Here is a 16,663-nt window from a genome sequence, read left to right on the forward strand (position 1 = left end):
GGCTTCCCCGGACTTGGCCACGACCGCATTCCAGCTCAGTTCGCGCGCTGTGAGCAGCCTCCACCCCGATGGGATCAGCAGGCGGGAAGGCTAACGGCCTTGGTACGAATAGGGTGTGGTGATTCGGTCCCGCACCGGCCGCACGCAACCGACTGCGGCCTCGACGCTCGTGCAGTCGGCTCTCCTCGGCGGCCATCCACACCTGGGCCAACTCTGCGATCAGCGAACCGAGTCGACGGCGCTGGAGGCCGGTGAAAATATGACGGGACAAGGCCGTGCGGCCAAGGTGTTGCGTCACAACAGCACCCAACCCGCGCGGCTCTGTTCATGTCATAGCGGAAGCATGATCGTTACGGTGCGGCACATTGTTCTGCTTTGACACCGGGTCAACCTGAGCTCGGGAGAGCGGAGAGCAGGGCCGTGGCGGCTCTGTCGAAAGGCGCGATGCTGCCCGCAGCGCGGCACAGGATGTGGGTGCCCTCGAGCGTGACGATCATGAGGGTGGCCAGATCGGCGGCCTGGGATGAGCCCATTCCGGCCTGGGTGAGTTTTCCGGTGAGCTCGCCGGCCCAGCCAGTGAACGCTTCGGCGGCGACAGTGCGCAGGCTGCCCTGGTCGGCAATGGCCGCACCGCCGTCGACGGTGACCGCCGCGATTGCGCAGCCGCCGCCCCCAGCGGACGCCTGCACCACGGGGCGGACGTTGCCGAGGAACGCCTCCACGACTTCGCGTGGCGTGTGCGCCGGCAGTGCGTGCAGGTGACCGCGGACGTCCTCCGCGTTGCGGCTGGCGGCTTCGAGCGCGAGTTGCTGTTTGCCGCCGGGGAAATGGTGATAGATCGCCCCGCGCGCGGCACCGCTCTCGGCCAGGACGTCAGTGAAGGACATCGCGGCCAGGCCGTGGCGTTGCAGCAGCCCGATCGCCGCGCTGATCATGCGGGACTTCGTGTCCGTGGCCATTGCAACCCCCCTTGACTAGTACGGCCATCCTACTCCATGCTCGGATTACTAGGACGCACGTACTACTAGCGTGGGCCGAGCAGGCCCCGAAACCGGAGGTTCGTGATGGGCAAGACGTTTCTCTACACCGAGATCCAGGCGGCAGTGCCGTTCGAGCAGTTCGACTGGCACCAGGTCAACGCGGCACTGAAGACCGCGCCGGGTCTGATCCGCAAGACCTGGCTGTCCGGGATCGGCACCCACACCATCGGCGGCTTCTACGAGTTCGACAGCGCCGAGAACGCCCTGGCCTTCGCTCAGGGCCCCTTCGCCGAAGAAGCCCGCCGGGCCGGAGCCCCGGCAACGACACGACTGTTCGACGGCGACATCGTCAAAGACGCCAGCATCGACCTGGACTCGCCCTACTACACCTGACACCGCAGGCCGCCGCCGACGTCAGTGCTGGACACCGCCTCGCCCCGCGCCGCCGCCGGGGCGAGGCGGCCCCAACGGAAAGGCATCTCGATGAACATCACGCGGCACCCCGAGAACAGCGTGAGCTGGATCGACCTCGGCACCCCCGACATGGAGACGACGACGGCGTTCTACAACGCGCTGTTCGGTTGGACCGTCGCCCCACCGGACCCCAACGGCTACAGGCTCTGCACACTGCGCGGACGACTCGTCGCCGCCTTGGGACCGGCCGAGGACCCCGGCGCACCCTACTGGACGATCAACGTCACCGTGTCGGACATCCAAGCCACCACCGCCCGCCTTACGAGCCTGGGCGCCCAGATCATCGTGGCACCCGCCCGGGTCGGGATGCTCGGCCATGCCGCCGTCGCCCTCGACCCCGTCGGCGCACCACTGTCACTCTGGCAGCCCGGCACTCACCACGGCATGCAGCTGACTCACGAACCGGGCACCTTCGCCGGCATCAGCCTTCTCACCGACCACCCCGAGCATGCCTCCGCCTTCTACCGACCAGCCCTGCACTGGAGCTCCAACCCCGAGCACACCGAGTTCCGGTTGCCGGACGACTCCACCGCCGCCACCGGCCCGCCGCCAGGCAGGCCAACGGCGCAGCGATCACTGTGGCTGGTCAGTTTCGCCAGCAACAGCCCCGATGTCGACGCCAAGCAGGCCCGACAGCTCGGTGCGACCGAAGTCCGTCAGGACCCCAACGGAGACATGGTCTTGCGCGATCCCACCGGCGCTCTGTTCGGCCTGACCCGGCACACCCGATAGCTCCGACTCCGTCCGAACGCGTTGCCCCAGGCAATCGCGCACCAAGTTGTTACTCAACGATCGGCGTGCTGAGGGGGGAAGGTCCCTGAGGAGGCCTGGAACGGTCGGTGGCGACGCCGCCCAGCGGCAGGCCCTTGAAGACCCCGCAGCCGCCGAGATGGTCGCCCGCGGCGACATCATCGGCGTCACTCCCGGCTCAGGTCGCGTGCAGCCTGAGGATTCTCTCCGAGGCGCCATTGTGTGATGACCCCGGCTCTGCGCCCGACGCCTCCTTCGGCGGGGGAAGCCGACTCCACCGCCCGTCACGCCCTGAGGAGAAGGCGGTATGGGTCCGACCGGCCCTGGTAGGGGACCGTCCGGCCCTGTGCGTGCACCGGCGGCGGGTACAGCCTGAGGGTGACGCCCAGTGCGTCGCCAAGTTCCTGTACCGAATACGAACCGCAAGGGTGTGACGATCATGGGAGAGACCACGGCAGATGCGTCCTCGATCAAGGTTCCGGCTGCTCGGGGTGACCTCGGGCGCCGCGTGACGGCCCGCCGCGAAGAGCTGGGAATCACGCGTGAGGAACTCGGGGAGCGCTGTGGGGCCGCGGCGTCGTACATCGCCTACGTGGAGGAGCGGGCGGCGGCGCCCAGCATGGGCATGCTCGTAGGTCTCGCGGACGGCCTGGAGACCACCGTTGCCGAGCTGACCGGGAGAACGACGGACAGTCCTCCAGGCATGGGGACCTCGATGCGCGGTTCCGCGTCGACGGTGCTGAGCGAGGCCGAGTGCCACCGTCTGCTCTCCACCCACGGCATCGGCCGAGTCGGGTTCTCCGGCATGGAAGGACTTGCCGTCTTCCCCGTCAACTATGTCGTCGCAGGAGACGAGATCGCGTTCCGTACGGCGGCCGACTCGCGGCTCGCCGAGGCAGCCGGGACCGAGGTCGCCTTCGAGGTGGACCACATCGACGACGCGATGCGCGAAGGCTGGAGCATCATGGCCGTCGGTGAACTGTCCGGCGTCACGGACGGGGAGCGGGTCAGCCACCTGTACTCCGTCGCCCGCTCGCTCCCCTGGGCCGGCGGACCCCGCACGCACTGGATGACCGTGGCCCCGACCCGGATCACAGGCCGACGTGTGGGATCCGGGTGAGCACCCCGCGTGCCGTTGTCTTCGACACCGACGGAGTGCTGCTCGACTCGGCCCGGCTGCACGCCGCAGCCTGGAAAACCGCCTTCGACAGCTGTCTGGACGCATGGGCCGCGTCCGGGAACGGGAGGCAGCCGCCCTTCGACGCGGACCGTGAGTACCGCCAGTGGGTCGACGGCAAGCCCCGGCTGGACGGGGCGAGTTCCTTCCTGAACTCCCGTGGCATCGACCTGCCGACCGGCAGCCCCGACAGTGCTCCGGGGGACGGCACGGTCTGGGCGGTCGCCGCGCGCAAGGAGGCGGCGTTCGTAGGCACGCTGCGGTCCGGGGCCGTCGAGGCCTTCGCCGACGTCGCTCCGGCGCTCGCCCGGCTGAGGGCGCACGGCGTGCACTGCGCTGCCGTATCGGCCTCCCGACACGCCCGGCCCCTTCTCGGATCAGCCTCCCTCCTGGACTACTTCGACGCGGTGGTGGACGGCACGGACGCCGCCGAACTGGGTCTGGCGGGCAAGCCGGACCCCGCTCTGTTCCTCGAAGCGGCCGTACGGCTCGGGACGGACCCCGCCCGCTGCGCGGTGGTGGAAGACGCCCTCGCGGGTGTCGAAGCAGGCCGGCGCGGCCACTTCGGCCTCGTCATCGGCCTCGACAGGACGAAGGACCCCGACACCGCGCGGACACTCCGGGAACACGGGGCGGACCTGGTCACCGCCGAACTCCACGCCGTCGCCGACACTGTCTGCGGGGCCGGACCGTGACCGCCTCGTGGACGTGGGAGTACGGCGCCTACGACCCCAAGACGGAGCGGCTCGTCGAAGCCCTGTGCACACTGGGCAACGGCAGGTTCGCCACGCGCGGTGCGGCCCCCGAGACCCCTGCGGGCCCCGTGCACTATCCCGCCACCTACGCCGCCGGCTGCTACAACCGGCTCACCTCTCACGTGGCCGGACGGCAGGTCGACAGCGAGGACATGGTCAACCTGCCCAACTGGACGGAGCTGCGGTACCGCTGCATCGCCGACGACGGACTCCCGGGCGACTGGCTGACTCCCGACGACCCCGGCCTGCTGCACCACAAGGTGGTGCTCGACCTGCGCCGGGGAACGCTCACCCGGCACATGCTCTTCCGGAACGGCCACGGCGGCCGCCTGGCCGTCACCCACGTCCGCGTCGTGCACATGGGGGACCCCTACCTCGCGGCCCAGCGGACCACCTTCCACGCGTACGGCTGGAGCGGCCAGGTCGAAGTGGAATCAGGGCTCGACGGCGACGTGGCCAACACGGGAGTGGAACGCTACAGCGGGCTCGACGGCCACCACCTCACGGATCACCGGACGGGCTTCGCACCGCACGGCGTCGCATGGATCGCCTGCCGCACCACCTCCTCCCGCACCGAAATCGCCCTCGCCGTAAGGACGGTCACCCGACCCCGCACGCCCACCATGAGGAGCCACGCCGCGGCCGGGACGGTGCAGACGTTTCGACTGCCCGTGGCCCCCAGGCGCTCCGCAGTGGTGGTGAAGACCGCGGCCCTGTACACCTCCCTCGACAGGCCGACCGGCGATCTCCTGTCACGCGCGATCGAACACGCTTCGCGCGCCCCCGGATTCCCGGACCTGCTCACGTCACAGCACTCGGCCTGGGAACGGCTCTGGGAGCAAGGGGAGTTGACCGTCGCGGGAGAGACGGGCCGGATCCTGCGCCTCCATGTCTTCCACGTGCTGCAGACGCTCTCCCCGCACACGGCCGAGCTGGACGTGGGCGTCCCCGCGCGGGGGCTGCACGGCGAGGCCTACCGGGGCCACGTCTTCTGGGACGAACTCTTCGTCCTGCCCTACATCACCCTGCACTTCCCCGAGGTCGCGCGGGCCCTGCTCATGTACCGCCACCGACGTCTCCCGGCCGCCCGCGATGCTGCTCGGCAAGCCGGTCAGAGCGGGGCGATGTTCCCCTGGCAGAGCGGAAGTTCGGGACAGGAGGAGAGCCAGGCCCTGCACCTCAACCCGCGTTCGGGCCGCTGGCTGCCCGACCACTCGCACCTGCAGCGCCACGTCGGCTCCGCGATAGCCCTGAACGTCTGCCGGTACGGGCGGGCCACCGGGGACACCGGCTTCCTGCACGGCCCCGGCGCCGAACTCCTCCTGGAGATAGCGGCCTTCTGGGCCGGAGCCGCCGCATACGACCCCGGACGAAAGCGCTACCGCATCCGCGGTGTGCTGGGCCCGGACGAATACCACGACGCTTATCCGGATGTCACCGAACCCGGCATCGACGACAACGCCTACACCAACGTGATGGCCGCCTGGGTGATCCACCAGGGGCTCGAACTGCTCGACGAACTGCCCCCCGCGCGACGGACGGAACTGACCGAGCGGCTCGCGCTGGACCGCGGCGCGCTGGAGCGCTGGGAAGAGGTGTCCCGCCGCCTGTACGTCCCGTTCCACCGGGGCGTCATCAGCCAGTTCGAGGGATACGGAGACCTGGCCGAGCTGGACTGGGCGGCCTACCGCGCCCGCTACGGCGACGTCCGCCGGCTCGACCGGATCCTGGAAGCCGAAGGGGACACGGTCAACCGCTACCAGGCGTCGAAACAGGCCGACGTGATCATGCTCGGCCACCTCTTCCGGCCCGCCGAGCTGTACGGCCTCTTCGCCCGGCTCGGCTACCGGCTCGACGACGCGGTGTGGCGGGAGACCGTCGCCTACTACCTGCCGCGCACCAGCCACGGATCGACGCTCAGCAGCCTCGTCCACGGCTGGGTACTGGCCCGCCAGAAGGACCCGGACGCCTGGAAGTACTGCCAGGAGGCACTCCTCGGCGACGTCACGGACATCCAGGGCGGGACCACCGGCGAGGGTATCCACCTGGGCGCCATGGCCGGCACCCTCGACCTCGCGGAGCGCGGCATCACGGGTCTGGAGACCGGCCCCGAAGGCCTGTACATCGATCCCGTCCCCCTACGGGAGATGGAGCCCGTCTCCTTCACGCTCTGCCATCGCGGACACCGCGGGGTCCGCGTCCGACTGCTCCCCGGCAGGTTCGGCGTCACCGTGCCGGAATCCTGCCAGGGTCCCCTGGCCCTCATGCTCCCCGGGGAACAGGCCGTCGTGGTGGCGGCCGGAGACGAGCACTGGTTCCGGCTTCCCGGGGACTAGGCCGCCCTCATGGCCGGGACCCGGCCCCGAGAGGGCCGAACGGCCCCTACCCGGCCCCCGGTGGGCCCTACGGGCCGGGCGTTCCCAAGTGGACAGTGGAGGAAGCGCCAAGACGTATCGCGTACGGGCTCGCAGGAACGACCGAAGGAGGAAGCGCATGAGTGCGAAACAGGTTCTGGTCGCCTACGGAAGCAAGCACGGTGCGACCGCCGGGATCGCGGAGCAGATCGGAACGGCGCTGCGCGAGGACGGCATCGACGTTTGGGTGGTCCCGGCCGGCGAAGTCACGGACGTCCGCGGCTACGACGGGGTGGTGCTGGGCGGCTCCCTGTACGCGGGGCGGTGGAACGGCCGGGCCCGGCGCTGCGCGAAGCGCAACGCCCGGTACCTGAAGCACCGTCCCGTCTGGCTGTTCAGCAGCGGACCGGTCGACTCCTCCGCCGAACGCAACGACATCCCGCCGGTACGGGCGGTCGCCCGGCAGATGCGGCAGCTCGGCGCCCGCGACCACATCACCTTCGGCGGCAGCCTCACGGAGGGTACGCCCGGCCTGCTCGCCCGCACCCTCGTACGCCAGGGCAAGGGCGGAGACTTCCGCAACCCCGAGCGCATCCAGGCCTGGGCGCACCACATCGGCGCCGAACTCACCGCTGCCGCCTCACCCGCTCCATGAGAAGACTCCCGGTGCCGGAGACCCGCCATGGGACGGGACTGGCAGCGCGTGGAACCCGGCTGGTCCGGCCGACTGCCCACTCAATCAGGAGTCGACGATGACTGAGGCGCTCACCGGCCATCTCCCTCCTCAGGGAGGAGTGCCGCCCACACCGCGCGATCCGAGCGAACCGCTGCCGTTGCTGCGCCGGGAGCTCGACACGGGAGCGGACGGGCTGTCCACGCGGGAGGCGGAACGCCGGCTCGCGGTCTACGGGCCCAACGAGGTCCGGCGCAAGGGCCACACCTCCCTGGGACGCGAGCTGGTACGTCAACTGGTGCACCCGCTCGCCTTGTTGCTGTGGGCCGCCGCGGCCATGGCGTTCGTCGCCGACATCCGCGTGCTCGGAATCGCGATCGTCGCCATCGTCCTCGTCAACGCCGCCTTCGCCCTGCTCCAGGAGCGCCAGGCCGAGCAGGCGGTGGAAACCCTCGCTAAGTACCTCCCCGAACACGCCATGGTGATCCGTGACGGCAAGTCCCGGCAGACGGAGGCCCGCACCCTGGTGCCGGGCGACATCATCACCCTCGACGAGGGCGACAAAGTGCCCGCCGACGTCCGACTCGTCGACGGTGGACTCGAAGTCGACCTGTCCATGCTGACGGGGGAGTCCACCCCGGCCCAGCGCATCGCCGGGCCGGGTACCGCGGGGTCCACGCTCCTGCATGAACCCAACCTCGTCTTCAGCGGCACGACCTGCACCGCCGGCCAGGCCCGGGCGATGGTCTTCGCCACCGGTGACCACACTGAACTCGGGCGCATCGCCGCTCTCAGTCAGCGCACGCGACGGGACCCGAGCCCGTTGGAGCAGCAGGTCAAGAAGGTCGCATGGCTCATCGCCGCCGTCGCGGTCGCGATGGGCGCGCTGTTCCTGGTCCTGGGCGTCGCCGTGGGCCTGCCGCTGACGGACGCGTTGATGTTCGCCATCGGGCTGCTCGTCGCCAACGTGCCCGAAGGGCTGCTGCCGACCATCACGCTCGCCCTCGCCGTCGGAGTGCGCCTCCTGGCACGCCAAGGGGCGGTCATCAAGCGGCTCAGCGCCGTGGAGACCCTGGGATCCACCAACGTCATCTGCACCGACAAGACCGGCACCCTCACCCAGAACAGGATGCGGCTCCAGAGCACCTGGACACCCGCCGGCGGCGCGAACCCCGGCCCCGAGGCCGTACGACTCACAGCTGCCGCTGCCCTGTGCACCACCGTCACCAGGGACGCAGACGGTGAACTCCACGGCGACCCCACGGAGATCGCGCTCGTGGCCGGCGCCGCCGATCGAGGTGCCCCGCTCGACCTCGGCGCTCGCGACACGGGCCGCCACACCGTCTTCCGCTTCGACCCCCGCCTGCGTCTGATGTCCGTCGTCCAGCGGGATCCGGCGGACGGCGGCATGCGACTGATCGTCAAAGGAGCCCCGGAATCCGTCCTGGCCCGCACCCTGGACGCCGCCCAGAACGCCGCGGCGCACGCCGCGGCGGAAGAACTCTCCGGGCGGGGCATGCGCGTACTCGCCGTCGCCACCCGCGAACTGGGCGGCGCCGCTTCGGCGACCCGCCGCGAGGACGCGGAGACGGAGCTGACCCTGCTGGGCCTCGTGGGCCTCTACGATCCCCCGCGGCCCGAGGTCGCCGCCGCGGTACGGCGCTGCCACGAAGCAGGACTCCTCGTACACATCGTGACCGGTGACAACGGAGCAACCGCCGCCGCCGTGGCCCGCGAGGTAGGTATCGGGGAACCCCGCCTCATCGTGGTCGCGGAGTCCGAGTCGATCGGCGACCACGACCTCGACCGCCTCCTCGCGGACGGCGACGCCGAGGTGGTCTTCGCCCGCTCCTCGCCGGAGACGAAGCTGAAGGTGGCGGACGCCCTACGGGCCCACGGGCTGATCGTCGCGATGACCGGCGACGGCGTCAACGATGCCCCGGCACTGCACCGCGCCCACATCGGCGTGGCGATGGGGCTCTCCGGCACCGACGTCGCCCGCGAGGCGTCCACCATGGTGCTGACCGACGACAACTTCGCCACCATCGTCACCGCGATCGAATCCGGCCGCCAAGTCTATGACAACGTACGGAAGTTCATCGTCTACATCTTCGCCCACCTCACCCCCGAGGTGATCCCCTTCCTGGTCTTCGCCCTCTCGGGCGGCTCCGTCCCGCTTCCCCTCACCGTCCTGCAGATCCTGGCCATCGACCTCGGAACCGAGACCCTCCCAGCGCTCGCCCTGGGCCGCGAACGAGCGGAGCCGGGCAGCATGAGCCGGCCACCCAGGCCGAGCTCTCAGGGCGTCATCTCCAAGGACATGCTCATCCGCAGCTGGGGCTACCTCGGCACCGTCTCCGCCGCCCTGGTCATGACCGCGTTCTTCTACGTGCTGTGGCGGGCCGGCTGGACCCCCGGGGACCCCACCGGCCCGGGAACCCCACTGCACCACGCCTACGTCACCGCGACGACCGCCACCTTCGCCGGCATCGTCACCTGCCAGGTCGGCACGGCGGTCGCCGCCCGCACCGACCACGCGTCACTGCGCTCCATCGGGTTCTTCACCAACCCGCTGCTCCTGGCCGGCATCGCCTTCGAACTCGTCTTCACGGCGGCCCTCGTCTACGTGCCGCCCCTGCAAGGCCTCTTCGCCACCGCCGCCCTGCCCCTCGACGTGGTCGCCCTCATCGCGGTCTTCCCCGCCCTGGTGTGGGGCACCGACGAGCTGCGCCGCCTGAGGCGACGCACCCGCAAGCCCGCGCAAACCTGACCCGAGCAGGGGACACCGGTGCGTTCACTCGTGGGCAATGACGGCGACGGGCGAGGTGGCGTGGTGCAGGACCGCGTGGGTGATCGCCCCGATGCGGGTGCCGTAGGCGGAGCGTCGGATGCGCCTGCCGACGACGAGCGCGGCACCTTCGGAGGCGTCCACGAGCTGGATCGCGGACTGCCCGATGCGCACTTCGGGGCTGACGGTCACCGAGGGGTACTTCTCGCACCAGGGGCGGATCATTTCGTCCACGGCCGTCGCGATGGCGCGACCGATTCCCGTCACGATCGGGCCGTCGGTTCCGGAACCTTCGGCGGGCGTTGCCCCGTCGAGCGGTGCCCGGACGAGGACGACCGGCCGGTCGGCCGCGGCGATGGTCCCGGCGCCGATGGACCCGAGGATGAATCCGGCGATGCTGCCGAGCCCTCGGGAACCCAGCACCAGCAGGTCGGAAGAGCCGGCCGCGTGGGTGGTCAGTCGTGGGCGAGTACGGCCACCGGCGCGGCCGTGTGGTGGAGGACGGCGTGGGCGATCGGGCCGAGGTGGGTGCCCATGGGGGAGCGGCGGATGCGGCGTCCGATGACGACGAGGTCCGCGCCCGTGGTGGCCTGGACGAGCTCGCGTCCCGCCGATCCGATGAACGTCTCCTCCTCGAGCCGCACGTCCGGGAACTTCAGCCGCCACGGCATGAGCATGTCGTCGAGCATCTGGGCGACGGTGCGGTCGACCTCGCGGGCGATCGAGGGATTGAGGACGGGAGAGTAGCCGGACGCGGGAGGGAGCTTCCAGCCGTGCACCGCCCGCAACGCGCAGTCGCGGCGCGCGGCTTCCTCGAAGGCGAAGGCCAGGACCCTGTCGCAGGCCTGGTGGATGTCGACGCCCACGACGATCTCGCCGTAGGGGGTGCGGGCCGCGTTCTCCCGGCCGTCCTCCTCCGCCCGTACGAGGACGACGGGTGTGTCGGTGGCGGTGAGGGTGGACAGGCTCACGGAGCCGACCATGAAGCCCACCGCACTGCCCAGCCCGCGGGAGCCGAGCACCAGGAGGCCGGCGCTCTCGGCCTCGGCCGCCAGAGCCGTGGAAGGCCTGCCCGAGAGGCGACGGGTGGAGATCTCCAGATGGGGATACGCCCGCTTCAGCTCGTCGGTGGCGGAGCCCAGGACCTCGTCGGCCCAGCGGTCGCGCGTCCCGGGATCCAGTTCGGGTATCAGCGTGCCGGAAGACCAGTCCGCGGCGTGGACGATCCGTAGGGGGGCCTGCCGGAGCATGGCCTCGCGGGCTGCCCAGCGGGCTGCGGAGAGGCTCTGGGGGGTGCCGTCGACGCCGACGGTTACGTGGTGGTTCATGACGGTGGCCTCCTCAGGCAGCGCGGAGTGTTCCGCGGTCACCAGGTGATGGGTTGCGCTCCGCGCTCGGGCGGGATCAGACGGGAGTCGTCCGTGCGGGCGGTGAGTTCGTCGACCACGGCGACGACACCGTCCAGTCGTGCGGTGAGGCGCAGGGCGAGGAGGATCTGGCTCTGCCGTTCCAGCCGGCCCGCGAGGGTCACGACACCGTCCAGGACGTGGACGTCCACCGCCCCGGTGGGCGCCCCGATGCTGTCCGACAGCACGTCCTCGCTCACGTGCCGCCGTATCTCGGCATCGGGACGCAGGAAGACGCGCAGGAGGTCACGCCGGGTGACGATGCCGACGAGGCGTTCTTCCTCGTCGGTGACCGGAAGGCGTTGCAGACCCAGGCGCGTCATGAGCTGCCCGGCCTCCGAGACGCCTTCCTGCGCGCGGACCGTGACAGCGGGAGCCGTCATGATGTCCGCGGCCGTCAGGGCCTTGCGGGCGAGCAGATCGCTCTCGGAGACGACGCCGACCACCCGGTCGTCCTCGTCCACGACGGGCAGTCCGGTGATGTCGTAGTCGGCGAGGAGCTTGGCGATTCCCCGGAACGTCGTCGAACGGTCCACCGAGACGACATCTGCCGTCATCACCTCGCCGACCTGGGTGTACTTCACGAGCGGACCTCCCGTACGTCGTCATGCAGGGGCGCAGAGGGCTGGTGTGCACCACCCGTACCAGCCACCATCCGCCCCGCCGGCATCCCTATCGAGGGCCGAACGGTCCTGTACGAGGGCCGACCGGGTCCGTCCACGGGGGCGTACGCCGATTCCGGGAGCCGGGGAGGGGAGCCGGGGAGGGGCCAGTCGGCCCTTGCCCTGGCCCCTATGGCCCTCGCCGGCCACGCGCCCGCGATGTCAGCGTGAGAGGGCAAGCACGATGGCCCTCGATCAGGAGAAACCATGGAAGGCATCACTGCCGGTCCGGAACTCGGGTCGGTCATCGTCGGCGTCGACGGGTCGGACCCCGCACGCGGGGCAGCCCTGTGGGCCGCGGCCGAAGCAGCACGGCGGGGGAGCACCCTGCACATCGTCCACGCCGCCGACACGGACAGCAGAGCCGTCTACGCATCGGTGGAAACCATCGAACGGGTCCGCACGGCGGGCCGCGAACTGCTCGATGACACCGCCGCGGCCGTAGCGGAACTCCATCCCGATCTGTCCGTCACCACGGAGTTCAGCCGCAACGCACCCGTACTGAGCCTCCACCGGGCCGCCGGCGTCCACGGCACGATCGTCGTCGGCCACCGTGGTCTCGGCGGGTTCACCTCGCTGATGCTCGGCTCCGTCGGACTCAAGGCCGCCGCGAGCGCCACCACCCCCCCTCGTCGTGTTGCGGGGTACGGACCCGCGGGTCGAGACGGGCAGCGTGCTGGCCGGAGTCCACGACGAACACGACCTCGACTGCGTCCGGTACGCGGCGTGCGAAGCCGGGCTGCGCAAGGCGTCGCTGCGGCTGCTGCACGTATGGAACCTGCTGCACTCCGTGGGCAACGTCGTGAGCATGCTCGACGACGTCGAGGAGATCAGCGGCCGGCACGCGGAGCGCCTGACGGCCATGGCCGCCCTGATCCGCGAGGAGTTCCCGGACCTGACCGTGCACGCCGACCTGGAGAAGAGCTTCTCGGTGGCCGGTGTACTGGCCGAGGCCTCGCAGGACGCGGACCTGCTGGTCGTCGGCGGGAGGCGCTCGCCGGGCTACATCGGCCGCACGCTGGGGCACGTGGCCCACAGCCTCCTGCACCACGCGCGGTGTCCCGTGCTGCTCATCCCGCGGCACGGCAACGATCAGGGGAGCGAGTCGTAATGGAGAACATGACAGGTCGTGAGATCGTCGTCGGAATCGACCCGGTCAGGGACTGGCACATGGCCCTGGCGTGGGCCGCCGACGAGGCGCACCGCCGGGCGCTCGGCCTGGATCTCGCACTGGTGGTGCCACCGCAACACAACACCCAGCACGCCGATGGGAGCACGCACCGCATCGACCTGCGCCGGACCGGAGCGGAAACCCTCGAAGCGGCCGCCGTGTGGACGCGCTCGCGGCACCCGGATCTCGAGCCGTCCACCCACCTGCTCGACGGGCTTCCGGCCCCCGTCCTCGGCCGGCTTTCCCTGAACGCCCCCATGCTGGTGCTCGGTTCGCGACACCTCAGCCGCACCGAGGAGTTCCTCAGTGCAGGTTCGCTGGTGGTGCCCGTCGTCGCGCAGGCGCACTGTCCGATCGTGGTCGTCGGCGATGCGGAGCACGTCAGTCAACTGTCGCCGTACATGGTCGTCGCGGTCGACGGCAGCGAGTCGTCGAAGGCGGCGCTGGCCGTGGCCTTCGAGGAAGCGAGCGTACGCGGATGCATGCTGCGGGCCATCTCGGTGTGGCACCAGCCCCTGCTCTCGTTCCAGGACAGGAACGAAGGCCTCCAGGCGCAGCGCCGCATGCTGTCCGAGACCGTCGCCGGCTGGTCGGAGAAATACCCGGACGTCTCGCTCACCCACGAAGTGCTGGCAGGCCACCCGGTCGAGGAGCTGGCGAAGGCGGCCGAACACGCCCTGGCCCTGGTCCTGGGCCGCCGCGGAAACGGGGGCTACACCGGCATGAGGCTCGGCTCCGTCGTCCACGGACTGCTGCACCGGGCACACTGCCCGGTCATCACCGTCCCCCTCGCGCAAGGGACCTGATGTCCGCGCCCGCGGCCAGCCAAGCACCCGCCACCCCGCTGAAACCCAGCGGCCTCACCGAACGGGAGGCCGGGCGCCGCCTCGTCGAACACGGCCGCAACGAAATCGCCGCCCAGCCGGCCACACCTCTCTACGTGCGGGTCCTGGCCCAGCTCCGAGACCCCCTGGTCATGGTCCTGATCGGCGCGGTCCTGCTCACGATCGCCATCGGCGACCACGCCGACTCCGTCGTCATCGGCCTGGTGATCCTCTTCAACACCACCGTCGGCGTGGCCCAGGAGATCCGCGCCGACAACGCGGTGGCCGCCCTCTCGGCCATGTCGGCCCCTGGAGCACGCGTACTGAGGGAGGGCACGCCACGCGAAGTCCCGGCCACCGACGTCGTACCCGGGGACGTGCTCCTCCTCGGCGAGGGCGACATCGTCGCCGCCGACGCCGAACTCACCGAGGCATCGGCCCTCCTCGTCGACGAGTCCATGCTCACCGGCGAGTCCGTCGCGGTGGACAAGGATCCGGGTACGACCTTGAGCGCCGGAACCGTCGTCGTACGGGGGAGGGGCGTGGCCACCGTTGCGGCGACCGGTGCGGCCAGCGCACTCGGCCGTATCGCCGCCCTCCTCGACGGCGGACGGGAGCCGACCCCGCTGCAGCACCGCCTCGCCTCCCTCGGACGGATCCTGGCCGCCGCCACCCTCGGACTGTGCCTGGTCGTCTTCGTACTGGGCCTCCTGCAAGGCCTGCCCGTCGGGATCATGGCGGTGACCGCCATCAGCCTGGCGGTCGCCGCGGTACCGGAATCGCTGCCCGCCGTCGTCACCCTCGCCCTTGCCCTCGGTGCCCGCCGCATGGCCACGCGGCACGCGCTCGTACGCCGTCTGCCCGCTGTGGAGACGCTCGGTTCCGTATCGGTCCTGGCCACGGACAAGACCGGCACCCTCACCGAAGGTCGCATGGTGGTCCAGCAGGTCTGGATGCCCCATGCCACGGCCGAGCTCTCCGGCGTCGGCTACGAGCCGCAAGGCGACGTCCTGATCGCCGGCCGGCGCCCGACGCCGGTGGAATGGGATCCGCTACGCGAACTGCTGACCACGGCGGCGCTCTGCAACGATGCCTCGATCCGCCCGCCGACGGGACCCGCCGCGCCCGACGACCGCTGGACCCCCATGGGCGATCCCACCGAGGCGGCCCTCCTGACGGCCGCGGCCAAGGCGGGCTGTGCCGATCAGGCCGACCTCCACGAAAACCACCCGCGTGCGGACGAAGCCCCCTTCGACAGCCTGCGCAAACGCATGACCACCCTGCACACCACGCCCGAGGGCCGGGTGCTCGTGTGCCTGAAGGGCGCGCCCGAAGCGATCCTCGACCCCGCAGTCCTGGCCGACCCCAGGGACCTGCTCCACACAGCGGAACAGCAGGCCGCGCTACTCGCTGCCCGAGGCTTCCGCGTCCTGGCCGTCGCTTCCGGTATGCGGGACGAAGTCCCCGACCACCCCGCCGACGCCGAGTCCGGCCTCCACCTGCTCGGCCTGGTCGCCATCAGTGACCCGCCCAAAACGGAGGCCGCGGCCACGATCGCCGCCTGCCGGGCCGCGGGCATCACCCCCATCCTCATCACCGGAGACCACCCCGCCACCGCGCGCGCCGTGGCAAGCGAGGTCGGCCTGCTGTCCGCAGACAGCTCGCACGAGAAGGTGGTCACGGGTGCGGACCTCGCCGCCGGCCGGGTCGCGGACCTCACTACCGTCCGCGTATTCGCGCGGACGACTCCGCAGCAGAAGCTGGACATCGTCGAAGCCTGGCGCTCCCACGGCGCCGTCACCGCGATGACCGGCGACGGCGTCAACGACGGGCCCGCCCTGCGCCAGGCCGACATCGGCGTCGCCATGGGCGCGCGCGGCACGGAGGTCGCACGGCAGGCCGCCGACCTCGTGCTCACCAACGACGAACTGTCGACCGTCGTCGCGGCGGTCGAGGAAGGCCGTCGCGTCTACGACAACATCCGGCGCTTCCTCGTGTACGGCCTGGCCGGCGGAACGGCCGAGATCCTCGTCATGCTCACCGGCCCCCTCATCGGCCTCCCCCTGCCCCTGCGGGCCGGACAGATCCTCTGGATCAACCTCCTCACCCACGGCCTCACCGGAGTCGCCATGGGCGCCGAACCCGTCTCACCGGGCGCCATGAACAGACCTCCCCGCCCGCCCGGACAACACATCCTCGGCGCCGGCGCCTGGCAGAGGCTGCTCCTGCTCGCCACCGTGGTCACCGCTTCTTGTCTCGCAGCGGCTCTCCTCGCCCGCGCCTGGAACCTGCCCTGGCAGAGCGTGCTCTTCCTCGCCCTGCTCGCCGGCCAGCTCGGAGTGGTCCTGGGTCTGCGAGCCCGCCTGATGACCAGGGAGAACCTCTTCCTCCCTGTCGCAGTCCTCGCCTCCGCGCTCCTCGCAGCAGCCGCGCTCTACCTCCCCGCACTCCGGTCGATCCTGGAGACCGAACCGCTCGACGCGACCGGCATCGGACTGGCAGCAGCCACGGCCCTGATCGGATTCACCGCGGCCCGCTTCGTACGGTCCGCGTTCCACACGCAGCCAAGGACCGCTTCGTTCGTGCGGTGACGACGAGAGGCCGGCGGGGCGGCTCATCGGGGAGGATGGGCCGCCCCGCCGGCTGTCA

At 70.7% G+C, this 16,663-nt stretch carries 14 protein-coding genes and 1 pseudogene; 11 read left to right on the forward strand and 4 right to left on the reverse strand.

The window, feature by feature from the left end; genetic code table 11:
* Window positions 1-386: 386 nt before the first annotated feature.
* The gene (locus OG490_RS32275) at window positions 387-959 is read right to left on the reverse strand and encodes a TetR/AcrR family transcriptional regulator (protein WP_330299800.1); all 573 of its coding nucleotides are present in this window, start codon (window positions 957-959) and stop codon (window positions 387-389) included.
* Window positions 960-1,064: 105 nt separating this feature from the next.
* Here OG490_RS32275 and OG490_RS32280 point away from each other — a divergent pair, with 105 nt between their 5' ends.
* The 7 genes from OG490_RS32280 to OG490_RS32310 all read left to right on the forward strand — a co-directional run bounded on the left by OG490_RS32280 (window position 1,065) and on the right by OG490_RS32310 (window position 9,933).
* Window positions 1,065-1,373: a hypothetical protein gene (locus OG490_RS32280; protein ID WP_330299801.1), complete on the forward strand. Its 309-nt coding sequence runs from the start codon at window positions 1,065-1,067 to the stop codon at window positions 1,371-1,373.
* A 90-nt stretch (window positions 1,374-1,463) separates the two neighbouring features.
* Window positions 1,464-2,186: a VOC family protein gene (locus OG490_RS32285; protein ID WP_330299802.1), complete on the forward strand. Its 723-nt coding sequence runs from the start codon at window positions 1,464-1,466 to the stop codon at window positions 2,184-2,186.
* A gap of 457 nt (window positions 2,187-2,643) precedes the next feature.
* Complete coding sequence (locus tag OG490_RS32290; protein ID WP_330299803.1) at window positions 2,644-3,324, forward strand: helix-turn-helix domain-containing protein; 681 nt, start codon at window positions 2,644-2,646, stop codon at window positions 3,322-3,324.
* The gene (locus tag OG490_RS32295) at window positions 3,315-4,076 is read left to right on the forward strand and encodes an HAD family hydrolase (RefSeq protein ID WP_443065998.1); all 762 of its coding nucleotides are present in this window, start codon (window positions 3,315-3,317) and stop codon (window positions 4,074-4,076) included. The genes OG490_RS32290 and OG490_RS32295 overlap by 10 nt, the downstream gene beginning before the upstream one ends.
* Entirely contained in the window at window positions 4,073-6,472 is a 2,400-nt protein-coding gene (locus OG490_RS32300) for a glycoside hydrolase family 65 protein (RefSeq protein WP_330299805.1), read from the forward strand. Before OG490_RS32295 ends, OG490_RS32300 begins: the two co-directional genes overlap by 4 nt.
* Before the next feature lie 157 nt (window positions 6,473-6,629).
* Window positions 6,630-7,145 carry a flavodoxin domain-containing protein gene (locus OG490_RS32305; RefSeq protein WP_330299806.1) on the forward strand — a complete coding sequence of 172 codons (516 nt, stop codon included), beginning with the start codon at window positions 6,630-6,632 and terminating at the stop codon, window positions 7,143-7,145.
* Window positions 7,146-7,242: 97 nt separating this feature from the next.
* Window positions 7,243-9,933, forward strand: a complete 2,691-nt coding sequence (locus OG490_RS32310) for a cation-translocating P-type ATPase (RefSeq protein WP_330299807.1) — start codon at window positions 7,243-7,245, stop codon at window positions 9,931-9,933.
* Window positions 9,934-9,957: 24 nt separating this feature from the next.
* Here the strand turns inward: OG490_RS32310 and OG490_RS32315 are convergent, their stop codons facing one another.
* The 3 genes from OG490_RS32315 to OG490_RS32325 are packed head-to-tail and all read right to left on the reverse strand — an operon-like array spanning window position 9,958 to window position 11,941.
* Window positions 9,958-10,374 carry a universal stress protein gene (locus OG490_RS32315; RefSeq protein ID WP_443065900.1) on the reverse strand — a complete coding sequence of 139 codons (417 nt, stop codon included), beginning with the start codon at window positions 10,372-10,374 and terminating at the stop codon, window positions 9,958-9,960.
* Between the two features lie 32 nt (window positions 10,375-10,406).
* Window positions 10,407-11,279, reverse strand: coding sequence for a universal stress protein (locus OG490_RS32320; RefSeq protein ID WP_330299808.1), 873 nt, complete (start codon window positions 11,277-11,279; stop codon window positions 10,407-10,409).
* A gap of 38 nt (window positions 11,280-11,317) precedes the next feature.
* Window positions 11,318-11,941 (reverse strand): CBS domain-containing protein, encoded by a 624-nt coding sequence (locus tag OG490_RS32325; protein ID WP_330299809.1) that lies wholly within the window; start codon window positions 11,939-11,941, stop codon window positions 11,318-11,320.
* Between the two features lie 285 nt (window positions 11,942-12,226).
* Between OG490_RS32325 and OG490_RS32330 the strand changes: the two are divergent.
* The 4 genes and pseudogenes from OG490_RS32330 to OG490_RS32345 all read left to right on the forward strand — a co-directional run.
* Window positions 12,227-12,586: pseudogene (locus OG490_RS32330) on the forward strand (universal stress protein); the annotation flags it as partial.
* Between the two features lie 67 nt (window positions 12,587-12,653).
* Window positions 12,654-13,130 (forward strand): universal stress protein, encoded by a 477-nt coding sequence (locus OG490_RS32335; protein ID WP_330299810.1) that lies wholly within the window; start codon window positions 12,654-12,656, stop codon window positions 13,128-13,130.
* An 8-nt stretch (window positions 13,131-13,138) separates the two neighbouring features.
* Entirely contained in the window at window positions 13,139-13,996 is an 858-nt protein-coding gene (locus OG490_RS32340) for a universal stress protein (protein WP_330301151.1), read from the forward strand.
* Entirely contained in the window at window positions 13,996-16,605 is a 2,610-nt protein-coding gene (locus OG490_RS32345) for a cation-translocating P-type ATPase (RefSeq protein ID WP_330299811.1), read from the forward strand. Before OG490_RS32340 ends, OG490_RS32345 begins: the two co-directional genes overlap by 1 nt.
* The last annotated feature ends 58 nt before the right edge of the window (window positions 16,606-16,663 follow it).

It is taken from the genome of Streptomyces sp. NBC_00503, from assembly GCF_036346895.1.
In the GTDB taxonomy this organism is placed as follows: Bacteria; Actinomycetota; Actinomycetes; order Streptomycetales; family Streptomycetaceae; genus Streptomyces.